Source organism: Rhodanobacter sp. FW510-R10 (assembly GCF_058781105.1).
The window spans coordinates 2,905,503-2,920,023 of sequence record NZ_JBYSWL010000001.1; the positions used below are offsets into that span (position 1 = coordinate 2,905,503).

Genomic DNA, 14,521 nt, shown 5'->3' on the forward strand with positions numbered 1-14,521 from the left:
TCCCGGGGTAGTCCGCTGATCGGCAATCTTCCATGGCGCGCCAAGCGCCTTAAATACGCCCTGCAGCGCGTACGCGGCAGCGTGGCCCTGCGCGGCTGGCGCGGAACATGGGCGCGCATCAGGCAGGAGTTCCAGGCTCGCCCTGCCATTGACAACGAACTTGCGCTGTTGCCGCTGGACGCGGCTCCCGCCCCGTTCACGCTGCCCACGTCGGCGACACCCCTGGTGTCCATCGTCATTCCGGCCTACGGCAAATTGCCCTACACCCTGGCCTGCCTGCGCTCCGTGGCGCAGCACGGCGCACAGGCTTCGTTCGAGGTCATCGTGGTCGATGACGCGTCACCGGACGGGAGCGCGGCAGCCCTGGAGCGTATCGGGGGCCTACGCCTGCTGCGCAACCCGCACAACCTCGGCTTCGTCGGCAGCTGCAATGCCGGTGCCGCAGCGGCCCGCGGCGAGTTCCTGCTGTTCCTCAACAACGACACCCAGGTCAGCAGCGGCTGGCTTGACGCACTGCTGCGTTGCTTCACCGAGCGTCCCGACTGCGGAATCGCCGGCAGTCGCCTGGTATATCCGGACGGCCGTCTGCAGGAAGCCGGCGGCATCGTGTTTGCTGATGGCAGTTGCTGGAACTATGGACGTTTCGAGTCGCGGGACGCGCCCGCCTTCGGCTACCGGCGCCAGGTCGACTACGCCAGCGGCGCCGCGCTGCTGATCCGCAGCGCGCTGTTCCGTCAACTGGATGGCTTCGACGAGCGCTACGCGCCAGGCTATTACGAGGACACCGACCTCGCCTTCGCGGTGCGGCTGCTCGGCCTCAACGTGTACTACGAACCGGCGAGCCTGGTCGTGCACTGCGAAGGCATCAGCGCCGGCACTGATCCCGCCCGCGGCATGAAGCGCCACCAGGCAACGAACCAGGCCAAGTTCACCGGCAAGTGGAGGGCGGAGCTGGCGGCACAGCCGCCGCCAGGCACCGCACTCGATCAAGCCATCCGCTGGCGTTCCCGCGGCCGGGTACTCGTGGTGGACACCACCATGCCGGACCCGGCGCGCGACTCGGGCTCCGTGCGCCTGTGCGCGATCCTGCACCTGCTCGATGCGCAAGGCTGGAGCGTGAGCTTTGCGCCCGATGACGGCCGCGCCCAGCCTGGTGGAGTCGCGTTGCTCGGCGCGCTTGGCTGCGAGTCGCTCGGAGGCGCAGCGCTCAAGGACCTGCCGGCCTGGCTGCGCGACCATGGTCATGAGTTGCACGCGGTCATGCTGTGCCGGCACACGGTGGCTGGGCAATACGTCGCCCTGGTGCGTCGCCACGCGCCGCAGGCCAGGCTGCTGTTCGACACCGTCGACCTGCACTTCCTGCGCGAACACCGCGCCGCCAGACTGCGCGCCAACGCCGCCATGATCCGCCAGGCCCGAACCTCGCGACACAGCGAAATGGCGCTGATCGAGCGCTGCGACGTCACCCTGGTGGTCAGCCCGTACGAGCGCAAACTACTGGCCCAACTCGCACCTCAAGCGAAGGTGGAGCTGCTGTCCAACATCCAGCAAGTCCACGGCAGCCGGCACGGCCACGACCAGCGCACGGATTTGCTCTTCATTGGCGGTTACGGCCACCCGCCCAACGCCGACGCCATCCGCTGGATGGCCCATGACATCCTGCCAGCCCTGCGCAAGGCCCTGCCGGACATCAAGCTGCATGTGTTTGGCGACATCCCCGATGGCGCGCGACGCGGTCTGGCCACACCGGGGCTTGAACTCCATGGCCGCGTCGCGGACCTCACGCCTTGGATGGACAGCTGCCTGGCCTCGCTGGCACCGCTGCGCTTTGGCGCCGGCGTCAAGGGCAAGATCAATACGGCCATGAGCTACGGCGTGCCGGTGATCGCCACCACCATCGCCGTGGAAGGCATGCAATTGCGCCACGGGAGCGACGTGCTGGTGGCCAACACCCCGGCTGCCTGCGTCAGCGCGGTCCTGCGGCTGCAGAGCGATGCTGCCCTGTGGCAACGCCTGTCCGCCGGCGGCATGGAAAACGTGCGGCAATATTTCTCGCCCGCCGCCGCCGATGCCACACTGCGCCGCATCCTGCATTGACCATGGCCGAGGCAGCCACGATGCTCCAGACACTCCACGTCGCCGGCTGACATGTCCGCCCGCATCCTTGCCCAACGCTGCCTGTTTCACGCCCTGCGCCTCGGCTTTCGGCTGGCGCCCCTGTCGACGGCGACGCGCGACCGCCTCCGCCAGCGTTTTCTGGAACGCCACGGCGGCCTGGTTCCTTCCGGGCCACGCGGCCAGGCGCCGGCAACCACGCAACGCGCCCACCGGCCACGCATCCGCGCCGGTGGCCGCGCCATCGGCTGGATGCCGCCCTGCCCCGGCACGCTGCCCCCCTTCCTGCCGGCCACACTGGTGGCGTTTTATCTGCCGCAGTTTCACCCGATAACGGAGAACGACGCGTGGTGGGGTCGGGGCTTCACCGAGTGGTGCAACGTGACGCGTGCCTTGCCGCAATTCGAGGGCCACGTGCAACCGCGCCTGAGCGCGGATCTGGGCTTCTACGACCTGCGCCAGCCCGACGTGATGCGTGAACAAATGCGGCTGGCGCGTGAACACGGCATCGGCGCGTTCTGCAGCTATTTCTACTGGTTTGCCGGCAAGACGCTGCTGGAAACACCGATGCAGCAATGGCTGGCCGACCCCACACTCGACCTGCCGCTATGCCTGTGCTGGGCCAACGAAAACTGGTCAAGGCGCTGGGATGGCCGCGCCCAGGACATCCTGATCGGACAAAAGCACAGCGCGGAGGACGACCTGGCATTCATAGCGCACATTGCGCGTTATTTGGCCGACTCGCGCTATGTGCGCGTGGAAGGCAAACCGCTGCTGCTCGTCTACCGGCCAGGCCTGTTGCCCGACGCCAGGGCAACGACGCAGCGCTGGCGCACTTGGTGCCGCGAGCACGGCATCGGCGAGATCCAACTCGCCTACGTGCAGAGTTTCGATCGTGTCGATCCGCGTGACATCGGCTTCGATGCGGCGGTCGGGTTTCCACCCAACAACACCACGTTGGCACCAATCACCGGACGACAACGACTGCTCAATCCCGACTACCAAGGTGACGTGTTCGATTGGCGCGAACTCGCGCAGCAGGTGATCGAGCAACCCGATCCGCCCTACCCTTGCTATCCCTGCGTCAATCCTGGCTGGGACAACGAGCCACGCCGCAGCGGCAGTGGCCGTGTGTTTCTCCACGCCGCGCCGCGTCGCTATCGCGACTGGCTGCGCCATGCCATTGCTGTGGCAACGCGGCGTGTCCCGGCACAGCCGCTGGTCTTCATCAACGCCTGGAACGAATGGGCCGAAGGTGCCGTGCTGGAACCCGACACGCGGCTCGGCCACGCCTGGCTGCGCGCGACTCGCGAAGCACTGCAGCCCGCCCCTGCGGCACGAGCGGACATGCGACCCTGTGCGGTGCTGCACGTCTGGTATCCCGAACTGCTGGATGAACTGGCCGCCGCGCTGCGCGCCAGCGGCATCGCCTGGCGCGTCGTCATCACCACCGCGTTCGAGCGCGAAGCCGACGTGCGCCGGCGCGCCGCCATGCTGAAGCTCGATGCCGAGATCGAGGTGTTCGAGAACCGCGGCCGCGACATCCTCCCGTTCCTGCATGTCGCCAACCGGCTGCTTGACGAGGGCGTGGCCACCGTACTCAAGCTGCACACGAAACGGTCCATCCACCGGCAGGATGGCGAACTATGGCGTCGCGATCTCCTCGACAAGCTCCTGTCACCACGGCGTGCGCAGCGGATCCTTGCCGCGCTGGACTCCGACCCGAAGCTTGGCCTGGTGGGTGCCGAGGGCCACCTGCAGCCGATCAGCTATTACTGGGGGGCGAATCACGACACCGTCGCCTACCTGTGCACGCGCCTCGGCATTGCGCCGGCACAAGTCGAACGCGACCGCTTCGTCGCCGGCAGCATGTTTTGGGCCAAGCTCAGCGGCTTGCGCCCGCTGTTGGATGCGCATCTGGGCGAAGACGAATTCGAGCCCGAACAGGGGCAGCTTGACGGCACGCTCGCGCATGGCATCGAGCGCGTATTCGCGCTCGCCGCAGCGGCTTCCGGTTTCCAGCTCAACGATGCAGCAACAGTTTGCGGGTTGTCACCGACAGCGCCTTCTGTCCCCTATCCATACGCCGCGCGCAACGGCTGATTCGCACCCGACTGGATCAATAGCGTGGGTTTTGGTTTCCTCCCCCGCTTTGGTGAGCCACGCAGCATGGCCGCCGCGGACAAGGGTCCGCACCGCCATGCGTTAGAATGCGCCTTTGCGATCGCAGCTGCCGCGCCAGGCAACGCGCGGCTCAAGGAGACCCATGAAGATACTGGTCGGCTACAAGCGCGTGGTGGACTACAACGTCCGCATCCAGGTCAAGCCCGACGGCAGCGGCGTGGTGACCGACGGCGTCAAGCTCTCCGCCAATCCGTTTGACGACATCGCCCTGGAAGAGGCGCTGCGCCTGCACGAGAGCGGCGTGGCCGACGAAGTGGTGATTGCCGGCATTGGCCCCACGAACCTCGGCGCCCACCTGCGCAACGGCTTAGGCATGGGCGCGGACCGGGCAATCCACGTGGTCAGCGAAGACGCCGTGCAGCCGCTGACCGCCGCGCGCATTTTCCTCAAGCTGATCGAGAAGGAACAGCCGGGCCTGGTCATCCTCGGCAAGCAAGCCATCGACGACGACGCCGGGCAGACCGGACAGATGCTTGCGGCGCTGTGGGACCGACCGCAGGCCACGTTTGCCAGCAAGCTCGAGATTGCCGACGGTAAGGCACGGGTCACGCGTGAAGTCGATGCCGGACTGGAAGTCATCGAGGTCGACCTGCCCGCCGTCGTCACCACCGATCTGCGCTTGAACGAGCCGCGCTTCATCAAGCTCACCGGCATCATGAAGGCCAAGTCCAAGCCACTCGAAGTCATCGAGCTGGCCAGCCTTGGCGTCGCCTCCGGCGACCATTTGAAAAATACCCACTACGCGCCGCCACCCAGGCGCAGCAAAGGCGTAATGGTGAAAGACGCAGCCGAACTGGTGGCCGCGCTCAAGCAGAAGGGTTTGCTGTAGCCGACCCTGCCTGCACGGAAATAGAGACCTTCGGAGACAACCATGGGCAAGATCCTCGTCATTGCTGAACATCAGGACGGCAAGCTCAATGCCGCGACCGCACGCACCGTGAGCGCGGCCAGCGCGGTGCGGGCCGAAGCCATCGACGTGCTGGTACTCGCCGATGCACCCGATGCCGTCGCCGCCGAAGCCGCGAAGATCGAGGGCGTCGTCCGCGTGCTCACCGTGGCCCGGGCCGAAAACGCCCACCCGCTGGCCGCGATCCTGGCGCCGCAAATTGCCAAGGCCGCGGGCGGCTACAGCCACGTGTTCCTGCCCTCCACCACGTTTGGCAAGGACGTCGCGCCGCGCGTCGCCGCCCTGCTCGGTGTGGCCCAGGTGAGCGAGCTGATGAGCGTGGAATCAGCCCATGTCTTCAAGCGCCCGATGTACGCCGGCAACGCGATCGTCACGGTCGAGGCCGACTCCGCACGGACCGTGGTGGCCACCGTGCGCGCTGCGTCCTGGCCAGCCGCCGCGCAAGGCACCGCAAGCGCGCCGGTGGAAGCCGTGAGTCTCGAGGTCGCGCTGCCCACGCACACGCGCTTCGTCGAACTCAAGCAGGCGCGCAGTGACCGCCCAGACCTGCAGAGCGCGCGTCGGGTCGTGTCCGGCGGTCGCGGCGTCGGCTCCAAGGGAAATTTCGACATCATCTACAAGTTTGCCGACAAGCTCGGTGCGGCCGTCGGCGCCTCCCGTGCGGCAGTCGACGCCGGCTACTGCCCGAACGAGATGCAGGTCGGCCAGACCGGCAAGATCATCGCCCCCGAGCTGTACATGGCGATCGGCATTTCCGGCGCGATCCAGCATCTGACCGGCATCAAGGACGCCGGCACCATCGTGGCGATCAACAAGGATGCCGAGGCACCGATCTTCGAAGTCGCCGATTTTGGCCTGGTTGGCGACCTGTTCAAGCTCATCCCGGAGCTGGAACAGGCGCTCGGTTAGACCCGGGCTGACGTGGGCGCCCAGCGCCGACCATCGAACAAGGCCTCGGGGCACCGGCGCGCCATTCTACGCGCGTCGCCTTGCAGCTCCGCTGGCACCGGCGATATTCCCATTGATCCCCAAGGCGCGCTACCATCACCAGCCCCGCGGGTGTAGCTCAATGGTAGAGCTGTAGCTTCCCAAGCTACTGACGAGGGTTCGATTCCCTTCACCCGCTCCAGTCCCCGCCGTGGCAGCAGCCGCTGTTCCCATCCGCGCGCCGGTGGGATTACCATCGCCAGCGCGACACCGGGCCCTGTCGGCGACAGCGCCGAATTCGCCGACTCCCCGCAACCTGAACTGCACGAGCCGCCCTTCCGGCGACACCAGCTGCGCCACGGGATAAATGCATGAAAATCGCGATACTTTCGCGTAATGCCCGCCTGTACTCGACGCGGCGCCTGGTGGAGGCCGGTCGCGAGCGCGGTCACGTCGTGCGCGTGCTCGACCCCATGAGGTGCTACGCGCGGGTGGCGCCGGGCAGGCTGTCGATGCGCTACCGGAGCAAGCCGTTGCGCGACTTCGATTGCGTGATCCCGCGCATCGGCGCGAGCAGCACGTTCTATGGCACGGCGGTTTTGCGCCAGCTGGAAATGATGGGCGTATATACGCCCAGCCCGGCCGACGCGGTACTGCGGGCGCGGGACAAGCTCGGCTGCCTGCAACGCATGGCCGCCCAAGGCATCGAGGTGCCGACGACGGTGTTTGGCGACAACCCCGACGACACTGCCGACGTACTCGGCTTGATCGGTCCGCCACCCCACGTCATCAAGCTGAACGAAGGCAGCCAGGGGGCTGGCGTCGTGCTGGCGGAGAAGCAGCCCGCCTCACAAAGCGTGGTGGAGGCGTTCCGCGGCCTGGCGGCAAATTTCCTGATCCAGGAGTTCATTCCCGAGGCGCACGGCAGCGACCTGCGTTGCTTCGTGGTCGGGCACAAGGTGGTCGCCGCCATGCAGCGTGACGCCAGCCCTGGTGATTTCCGCGCGAACCTGCATCGGGGGGGCGTGGCCACGCCGGCCACGCTCAGCGCAGCCGAGCGGCGCCTGGCCATCCGCGCCGCCAGTGCCGTCGGCCTGGGCATTGCCGGCATCGACCTGTTGCGCTCGAGGCGCGGCCCCCTGCTGCTCGAAGCGAACGCCTCGCCCGGGCTGGAGGGCATTGAGTCGGCGACGGGCGTGGACGTCGCCGGCAGCATTATCGAGTGGCTGCACGAGCAGGTGCAGCGCCTGCACGCAGGGGAACCGGCGCCGCGCCGCGCGGGCAGCCTGCAGCGCTAGGCGCTTTGGCGCTGGACGCCATCTCCGGCTCCTGGAGACCGAGGTATCGGCGCACCGTGCCGCGGGGCACGCGGCTTGGTAAGCTGGGGCCCTCAGCCATGCGGCTGCGCAGGAGTGACGTATGCGCATACTGGTCATCGAAGACAATACCGACCTCGCCACCAATATCGGCGACTACCTGGAAGACCGCGGCAACGTGGTCGACTTTGCCGGTGATGGCGTCACCGGCCTGCACCTGGCCGTCGTGCACAACTTCGACGTCATCGTGTTGGACTTGACCCTGCCTGGCATGGATGGCCTGGAAGTCGCGCGCAAGCTGCGCCACGAGGCACACAAGCAGACCCCGATCCTGATGCTGACCGCACGTGATGCCCTGGAGCAGAAGTTGACTGGTTTCGAGTCCGGCGCCGACGACTACATGACCAAGCCGTTCGCGCTGCAGGAGTTGATGGCGCGACTGGAAGTGCTGGCCCGCCGCGGCAAGGGCCCGCAGAGCCGGGTGCTCAAGGTTGGCGATCTCACATTCAACCTCGACACCCTGACCGTGCACCGCGAAGGCAAGTCCATCCAGCTCAACCCGATCGGGCTCAAGCTGCTGCAGGCGTTGATGGAGGCCAGCCCCTCGGTGGTCACGCGGCAGGACTTGGAGCAGCGCGTGTGGGGCGAGGAATTGCCAGACAGCGATTCGCTGCGCGTACATATCCACGGCCTGCGCGCCGCCATCGACAAGCCGTTCGCCACGCCATTGATCTACACGCGCCACGGTATCGGTTACCGGATGGTGGGGCCGGATGCGCTCCAGGCGTAAGCTGCGGTTTCGCCTGGTCGTTTCCTTCACGCTGTTCGGCCTCGGGCTGAGCGCGCTGTTTGCCGTGGCCGCGCTGAACATCCGCGCCAAGGTGGAGAACCAGCTGGTGGTGTCGGCCCTGCAGCACGACGTCGACCAGGCCGTGGACCAGATCATCGCCCACCCGGACCAGCAGTCGCATTCCGAACTGCTGGAGGCCTGGTTCAAGAGCGAGCGCACCCTGTACAAGATGCCGCTGGCCTGGCAGAACCTGCAAAGCGGCGTGCATGACATCACCGAGACCGATGCCAGCGGCGCGGTGAAGCATTACAAGCTGGCGGTGCGGCGCAAGGGCGGCATCATCGGCTTCGTACGCTATGACGCCGGGCGCGAGGAGCTGGGCAAGCAGCAACTGGTGGTAGCCCTGGTGGCGGCAGTCTGCCTGTTTACCCTGCTGTCACTGGCAATCGGCCTGTGGTTGTCGCGCAAGGTATTGAAGCCGGTGACCGAGCTGGCGAACCGTCTGCGCGACTTCCGCAAGGCCGGCAAGGCCGAACCGCTGGCGCCGCATTTTGCCGACGACGAGGTGGGCGAGCTGGCGCACGCTCTGGACGAATACTCGACGCGGCTCACCGCCATGGTCGAGCATGACCGCGAATTCAACTCCGACGTCAGCCACGAATTGCGCACGCCGCTGGCTGTGATCGCCAGCACCACTGAACTGCTGCAGGGCTCGAGCGACCTGACGCCGAAGCTGAGCGAACGTCTCAAGCGCATCGAGCGTGCCTCGCGCCAGGCCACCGAGCTGATCGAGGCGCTGCTGCTGCTGTCGCGCGCCGAGCGGCGCGGGCCCACCCGCGGCGAGACCACCGAGCTGGCCAAGCTGGCCGCGGACGTGATCGAGAGCCAGCGTCCGCAGATGCGTGGCAAGCCGCTGACGATCGAACTGGTGGTGAAGACCCCGGTGAGCGTCAACGCACCGGCCTCGGTACTCTCGGTGGCGCTGACGAACCTGATTGGCAACGCAATCAAGTACACGCTCGAGGGCAGCGTCCGCGTCGAGGTCGGCAATCATCAGGTAGAGGTGATCGACACCGGCCCGGGCATCAAGCCCGAGGACGCCGAGCGCCTGTTCCAGCGTGGCGTGCGCGGCGAAGGCGTCGGCGGCAGCGGCGCCGGCCTGGGGCTGGCCATCGTGCGCCGGCTCTGCGCGCTCTACGGCTGGCACGTCTCCATGCGCCCACGCGAGGACGCAAACGGCGCCGTGGCCTGCATCAGGTTTGCCTAGGGCGTATACCCTAGTTCAGACCTTCTCCAGCCAGCCCCACTGGTCGCGGGTGCGACCGTCAAACAGGCCAAAGAACAGCTCCTGCAGGCGCCGCGTCACCGGACCGGCCTTGCCCGCACCAACCTGCTTGCCGTCCACCGCCCGAATCGGGGTGATCTCGGCCGCCGTGCCACACATGAACACTTCGTCCGCCAGGTACAGGTATTCGCGTGGCAGGTCGCGTTCGACCACGTCGATGCCGTCGGCACGCGCAAGCTGGCGCAGGCTGTCGCGCGTGATGCCGGCCAGGATGGACGCACTCGCCGGCGCGGTGTGCAGCGCGCCATCGATCACCAGGAACAGGTTCTCCCCCGCCCCTTCGCTGAGCAGGCCTGAGGCGGACAAGGCAATGCCCTCGCCAAAGCCGCGTTCGCGCGCCTCGCGGGCAATGAGCTGGCCGGACAGGTAGTTGCCGCCAGCCTTGGCGCCGGCCGGTATCGTGTTCGGGGCAAAGCGCTGCCAGCTCGACACGCAGGCGGTGATGCCGTTCTCGAGCGCCTCAGGGCCGAGATAGGGACCCATTGGCCAGGCCGCAACGGCAACATCGATCGGCGTGTCTGCCGACAAGCCGAAACCGCCCAGGCCGCGATAGACCAGCGGTCGGATATATGAGGCCGTGAGCCGGTTCCTGGTGATGACCTCACGGGTCGCCTCGGCCAGCTCATCGGCCGAATACGGCAACACCATGTCGTAGATCTTGGCCGAGTTGCAGAGGCGCCGCAGGTGATCGGTCAGGCGGAATATCACCGCACCGCTCGGCGTGGCATAGCTGCGTATCCCCTCGAAGACCGATGAGCCGTAATTGAGCGCGTGCGACATGACGTGCGCCGTCGCGTCCTTCCATGGTTTGATCGAACCGTTATGCCAGACCCAATCGGGATATTGCTGCGCCATGACCTTCCTCCGTATGCCAACGCGCATGATAGCCGCCCGCGCCCACGCGTGACGACCCCGCCTTCACCCAATACGACGCGGCCGCCCCCGGCTTGAGCCCACTCGCGACCGTCCCTCCTGCGCCCGACCACCTCGCGTTCCTGGTGCGAACCCGCTTGCGACCGTGGGCGTCCCTTGTGGCGGGCAGAGGTTCCTGCGTCGGCGGTCATCGGGGCGGCCGGGACCGCGGCGTGCAGCATCCAGCGTGTTCGCTACAATCAGGTGAACCATGCAGGGGAACGCCATGACCGACATCCTGATCGGGCGCAACGACGACGCCAGCGTCTGCCTCGAACCGCGCTACGGCAATCGCCACGGCATGATTGCCGGCGCCACCGGCACCGGCAAATCGGTGTCGCTGATGGTGCTTGCCGAAGGTTTCTCGCGGCTCGGCGTACCCTGCTTCCTGGCCGACGCCAAGGGCGATTTGGCGGGCCTGGCGGTCCCGGCGGCGGAAGCCACTGACAAGCTCAAGGCACGTCTGAAGAAGCTCAGGCTCGACGACTGGAAGCCGCAGGCCAATCCGGTCGTGTTCTGGGATCTCTACGGCAAATTGGGCCATCCGGTGCGCAGCACCATCAGTGAGATGGGTCCTGCCCTGCTCGGTCGTGTGCTGCAGCTCAACGACACCCAGCAAGGCGTCCTCGAGGTGGTGTTCAAGTTGACCGACGAACAAGGTTGGCTGCTGCTGGACCTGCCGGACCTGCGTGCCCTGCTGGCCTACGCAGCGGAAAATGCCAAGGAGATTTCCAGTCGCTACGGCCTCATCAGCAACGCCAGTATCGCCGCCATCCAGCGTGCCCTGCTGCAACTGGAAAACGACGGGGCCCACCAGTTCTTCGGCGAGCCCGCACTCGAACTCACCGACCTGATGCGCCAGGACATGAGCGGCCGCGGCGTCATCAACGTGCTCGCCGCCGACCAGCTGATCCTGAAGCCGCGGCTGTATTCGACCTTCCTGCTGTGGCTGCTGTCCGAACTGTTCGAGCAGTTGCCCGAGGTAGGCGACCTCGACCAGCCGAAACTGGTGTTCTTCTTCGACGAGGCGCACCTGCTCTTCGATGACGCGCCACCAGCGCTGCAACAGCGCGTCGAGCAGGTCGTGCGGCTGATACGCTCCAAGGGCGTTGGCGTGTATTTCTGTTCGCAAAATCCCGACGATGTCCCTGACGTCATCCTGGGCCAGCTTGGCAACCGCATCCAGCATGCACTGCGCGCCTTCACCCCGCGCGACCAGAAGGCGGTGAAGGCAGCCGCGGAAACCTTCGTCGTCAACCCGAAGCTCGACGTCGCCACCGCGATTACCAAGCTTGCCGTCGGCGAGGCACTGGCTTCGACCCTGGGCGATGGCGGCGTACCGGCGCCCGTGCAGCAAGTCCTCGTGACCACGCCTTGCTGCCGCATCGGCGCGATCACCGATGCCGAGCGTGCGACCGTCCGTTCACGCTCGCCGGTCGGGGCGAAATACGACAACGCGATCAACCGTGAATCCGCTGCGGAGATCCTCGCCGCCCGCGCCGACGCCAAGGCCGCGCCGTCCGCCCCAGCCCCGCGCCCGGGCAACGGCCGCGGCAAGGCCCCGTCCAGCGAAGTCCCTGCCACCACTGCCGGTCCCGCCTGGGGCGGCGCCGCGCACGACCTGTTGTTCGGCACCAGCCGCCGGCAAGGCATGGTCGAAACCATGGGCAAGCAGGTGATGCGCACCATGGGCAATCAGATCGGCCGCCAGATCCTGCGTGGCGTCCTCGGTGGCATCCTGGGCGGCAAGCGCTGAGGGCATTCCATCAATGCGACACGATAACCCTGTAGACCAAATCACCATCTACCCGACTGGCACGTTCACCCCGATGATCGCCACCTCCACGATTCAATAAATTGCCACCGACATCATTTTCGCCTACCGACGACGGACTACGGACGCTGCAGCACGAGGTTCAGCGCTCGCTGGGACGTTGCCTGTTGCGCCTGCAACAGTACGAAAAGTTGATGAAGGGCATCGTGGCCCACCACGAAATCTCGGCCGCTGGATCACCGTTGGCGTCGGACCAAGAGCAACGTATCGCGGATGCAGCCAGCAAAACGCTGGGGACCTTGGTCGGCACACTTCTGGGTTCGTATGTCACTACCGACGCGATGGAGAATACTTCCGAGCGTGATGCACGCGACGACATCATGTCGTTCAAGATGAAGGTGAACCTGCACACGTCAATCGAGGATTACGACAGAATACAAAGCGATCTGAAGGATCTGGTGCTGCTGCGAAACAACCTGGTACACCACTTCATCGATCAGCACGATCTTTGGAGCCTGGATGGGTGCCGTACCGCCCGCGACACGCTGACGGCCACCTACAGCCGCATCGACGAGCACTTCGAACAATTGCGGAGTTGGGCCGAGCACATGGATCAGGCCCGACGGCTGGCGGCGGAGTTTTGCCAGTCCGATACATTTCACGACCTCGTAATCCACGGTATCGCGCCGGACGGTTCGGTAGATTGGGCTGCCGCAGGGATCGTACGCACGTTGCGCGAAGCCGCCGCTGAACTGGCCGTCGACGGCTGGACGCCGGTCGACGCTGCGGGACGGTGGGTCGCGGAGCGACACCCAGATCACCTGCCCGCCAAGTATGGTTGCAGCAGCTGGTGGCAGGTCATCCACGAATCGCGCCTGTTCAAGCTTCGATATCGTGATGTGGACGGCCAGAGCGTTGCTTGGTATCGGGCCAAACACACTCAGCGAAAATCGCTTCAGTGACGATAGGCGTCAGCCATGAACGACACCGAGATTGATTCCGCGCTGCAGGCCGAGTACTTCCACCTGCAGACAGTCATCGAGGACTTCGACTCCAAGGCCATCGGCATCAAGGCCTGGAGCATCAGTTTCAGTCTGGCGGCCATCGTCGGGGCGTTTGCCGGCAAATCGAGCCTGGTGCTGTTCGTGGCGTTCATCAGCACCCTGCTGTTCTGGCTGCTCGAAGCGATATGGAAGTCCTTTCAGCTTGGTTACTACGAGCGTTCCGCGACCATCGAGCGGCACTTCAATGGCGAACAGACACTGGACGCTCCCTTCCAGATCGGCAATGCCTGGTTCCGGCACTGGCATGCCGGCGGCAGCCGTGCCTGGGCGAAGCTGCTGCTGTGGCCACACGTGGCCTTGCCACATGCGGTCGTGGCGCTCATCGGCGGGCTGCTGTTCCTGCTTTCCGTGCTCGGCAAGCTAGGCCAGTGAAGTCCACAACCTTGTGCCCGACACCCGCAACCCGCCATTGGCTGCACCGCACCAGCCTGCTGCTGTTGCTCGCGCTGCTCGGTGCCTGCGCCCATGCGCCACCGCGCAATCCGCTGGCCACCTGGGTGCCATCGCCCAACTACGACACACGCCGGGCGGTGCTGATCGTGCTGCACTACACCGAGCAGCAGTCCGTGCAGGAAAGCCTGGACACCCTGCGCACGCGCAACAGCGGCGGCCCGGTGAGCACGCATTACCTGATTGGCCGAGATGGCCATATCTACCAGCTGGTCGCCGACCAGATGCGCGCCTGGCAGGCCGGTCCGGGGCGCTGGGGCACCATCACCGACCTCAACTCCGCATCCATCGGCATCGAACTGGACAACGACGGCCACTCGCCGTTCGCCGCACCGCAGATCGCCAGCCTGGTCACCCTGCTTGGCGACCTCACCACGCGCCTGAATATTCCGCCGACGCAGATCATCGGCCACGAGGATCTCGCGCCCACGCGCAAGATCGACCCCGGCCCGTACTTCCCATGGGCGCAACTCGCCGCTGCCGGCTTCGGGCGCTGGCCACAGCCGCCGCTGTGCGATCCGCCCGCCAGCTTCGACCCCTGGATGGCGCTGGCTACGGTTGGCTACCCACTGGATGACCGCCCGGCCGCCGTGCGCGCATTCCATCACCATTTCCGCGCCATGCAGGGCGAGGCTCTGGACGCACAGGACCTACAGATCCTGTACAACCTGGCACAGCAGATCGACGGCGACGGCAATGTCTGCGCCGAACCGCCACCGGCCAGCTAAGCAAAGTCC

Annotated in this window: 12 protein-coding genes and 1 tRNA gene; 12 read left to right on the forward strand and 1 reads right to left on the reverse strand. The window is 66.1% G+C overall.

The genetic code is table 11. The features are described 5' to 3' along the window. Positions 1-81: 81 nt before the first annotated feature. The 8 genes from AC3WJB_RS12700 to AC3WJB_RS12735 all read left to right on the forward strand — a co-directional run bounded on the left by AC3WJB_RS12700 (position 82) and on the right by AC3WJB_RS12735 (position 9,506). Complete coding sequence (locus AC3WJB_RS12700; RefSeq protein WP_492682070.1) at positions 82-2,097, forward strand: glycosyltransferase; 2,016 nt, start codon at positions 82-84, stop codon at positions 2,095-2,097. A gap of 51 nt (positions 2,098-2,148) precedes the next feature. After that, positions 2,149-4,218: a glycoside hydrolase family 99-like domain-containing protein gene (locus AC3WJB_RS12705; protein ID WP_492682072.1), complete on the forward strand. Its 2,070-nt coding sequence runs from the start codon at positions 2,149-2,151 to the stop codon at positions 4,216-4,218. A 163-nt stretch (positions 4,219-4,381) separates the two neighbouring features. After that, a complete protein-coding gene (locus tag AC3WJB_RS12710; protein WP_492682074.1) occupies positions 4,382-5,128 on the forward strand; it encodes an electron transfer flavoprotein subunit beta/FixA family protein in 747 nt (248 codons plus the stop codon). A gap of 42 nt (positions 5,129-5,170) precedes the next feature. After that, on the forward strand, positions 5,171-6,115 hold the full coding sequence (locus AC3WJB_RS12715; RefSeq protein ID WP_492682076.1) for an electron transfer flavoprotein subunit alpha/FixB family protein: 945 nt from the start codon (positions 5,171-5,173) through the stop codon (positions 6,113-6,115). Between the two features lie 146 nt (positions 6,116-6,261). Continuing rightward, positions 6,262-6,335 (forward strand) — tRNA-Gly (locus AC3WJB_RS12720). Between the two features lie 169 nt (positions 6,336-6,504). After that, positions 6,505-7,431, forward strand: coding sequence for a 30S ribosomal protein S6--L-glutamate ligase (rimK, locus tag AC3WJB_RS12725; RefSeq protein WP_492682078.1), 927 nt, complete (start codon positions 6,505-6,507; stop codon positions 7,429-7,431). 121 nt (positions 7,432-7,552) lie between these two features. Beyond that, the gene (locus AC3WJB_RS12730) at positions 7,553-8,239 is read left to right on the forward strand and encodes a response regulator transcription factor (protein WP_492682080.1); all 687 of its coding nucleotides are present in this window, start codon (positions 7,553-7,555) and stop codon (positions 8,237-8,239) included. Further along, positions 8,223-9,506 carry a sensor histidine kinase gene (locus tag AC3WJB_RS12735; RefSeq protein WP_492682082.1) on the forward strand — a complete coding sequence of 428 codons (1,284 nt, stop codon included), beginning with the start codon at positions 8,223-8,225 and terminating at the stop codon, positions 9,504-9,506. Before AC3WJB_RS12730 ends, AC3WJB_RS12735 begins: the two co-directional genes overlap by 17 nt. A gap of 15 nt (positions 9,507-9,521) precedes the next feature. Here the strand turns inward: AC3WJB_RS12735 and AC3WJB_RS12740 are convergent, their stop codons facing one another. Then, entirely contained in the window at positions 9,522-10,439 is a 918-nt protein-coding gene (locus AC3WJB_RS12740) for a branched-chain amino acid transaminase (RefSeq protein WP_492682084.1), read from the reverse strand. Positions 10,440-10,722: 283 nt separating this feature from the next. On the opposite strand from AC3WJB_RS12740, the gene AC3WJB_RS12745 reads away from it, so the two are divergent. From AC3WJB_RS12745 to AC3WJB_RS12760, 4 genes are all read left to right on the forward strand, one after another. Beyond that, positions 10,723-12,252 (forward strand): helicase HerA-like domain-containing protein, encoded by a 1,530-nt coding sequence (locus AC3WJB_RS12745; RefSeq protein ID WP_492682086.1) that lies wholly within the window; start codon positions 10,723-10,725, stop codon positions 12,250-12,252. Between the two features lie 212 nt (positions 12,253-12,464). Continuing rightward, positions 12,465-13,232, forward strand: a complete 768-nt coding sequence (locus AC3WJB_RS12750; protein WP_492682088.1) for an OST-HTH/LOTUS domain-containing protein — start codon at positions 12,465-12,467, stop codon at positions 13,230-13,232. A 15-nt stretch (positions 13,233-13,247) separates the two neighbouring features. Continuing rightward, complete coding sequence (locus AC3WJB_RS12755; RefSeq protein ID WP_492682090.1) at positions 13,248-13,706, forward strand: hypothetical protein; 459 nt, start codon at positions 13,248-13,250, stop codon at positions 13,704-13,706. Then, positions 13,703-14,512 (forward strand): N-acetylmuramoyl-L-alanine amidase, encoded by an 810-nt coding sequence (locus tag AC3WJB_RS12760; protein ID WP_492682092.1) that lies wholly within the window; start codon positions 13,703-13,705, stop codon positions 14,510-14,512. Before AC3WJB_RS12755 ends, AC3WJB_RS12760 begins: the two co-directional genes overlap by 4 nt. The last annotated feature ends 9 nt before the right edge of the window (positions 14,513-14,521 follow it).

Excerpts from the sequence above, each read along its gene's own strand:
- AC3WJB_RS12705 (WP_492682072.1), top strand. The coding sequence starts at position 2,149 with ATGTCCGCCCGCATCCTTGCCCAACGCTGCCTGTTTCACGCCCTGCGC.
- AC3WJB_RS12710 (WP_492682074.1), top strand. The coding sequence starts at position 4,382 with ATGAAGATACTGGTCGGCTACAAGCGCGTGGTGGACTACAACGTCCGC.
- AC3WJB_RS12715 (WP_492682076.1), top strand. The coding sequence starts at position 5,171 with ATGGGCAAGATCCTCGTCATTGCTGAACATCAGGACGGCAAGCTCAAT.
- rimK (WP_492682078.1), top strand. The coding sequence starts at position 6,505 with ATGAAAATCGCGATACTTTCGCGTAATGCCCGCCTGTACTCGACGCGG.
- AC3WJB_RS12730 (WP_492682080.1), top strand. The coding sequence starts at position 7,553 with ATGCGCATACTGGTCATCGAAGACAATACCGACCTCGCCACCAATATC.
- AC3WJB_RS12735 (WP_492682082.1), top strand. The coding sequence starts at position 8,223 with ATGCGCTCCAGGCGTAAGCTGCGGTTTCGCCTGGTCGTTTCCTTCACG.
- AC3WJB_RS12740 (WP_492682084.1), bottom strand. The coding sequence starts at position 10,439 with ATGGCGCAGCAATATCCCGATTGGGTCTGGCATAACGGTTCGATCAAA.
- AC3WJB_RS12745 (WP_492682086.1), top strand. The coding sequence starts at position 10,723 with ATGACCGACATCCTGATCGGGCGCAACGACGACGCCAGCGTCTGCCTC.
- AC3WJB_RS12750 (WP_492682088.1), top strand. The coding sequence starts at position 12,465 with ATGAAGGGCATCGTGGCCCACCACGAAATCTCGGCCGCTGGATCACCG.
- AC3WJB_RS12755 (WP_492682090.1), top strand. The coding sequence starts at position 13,248 with ATGAACGACACCGAGATTGATTCCGCGCTGCAGGCCGAGTACTTCCAC.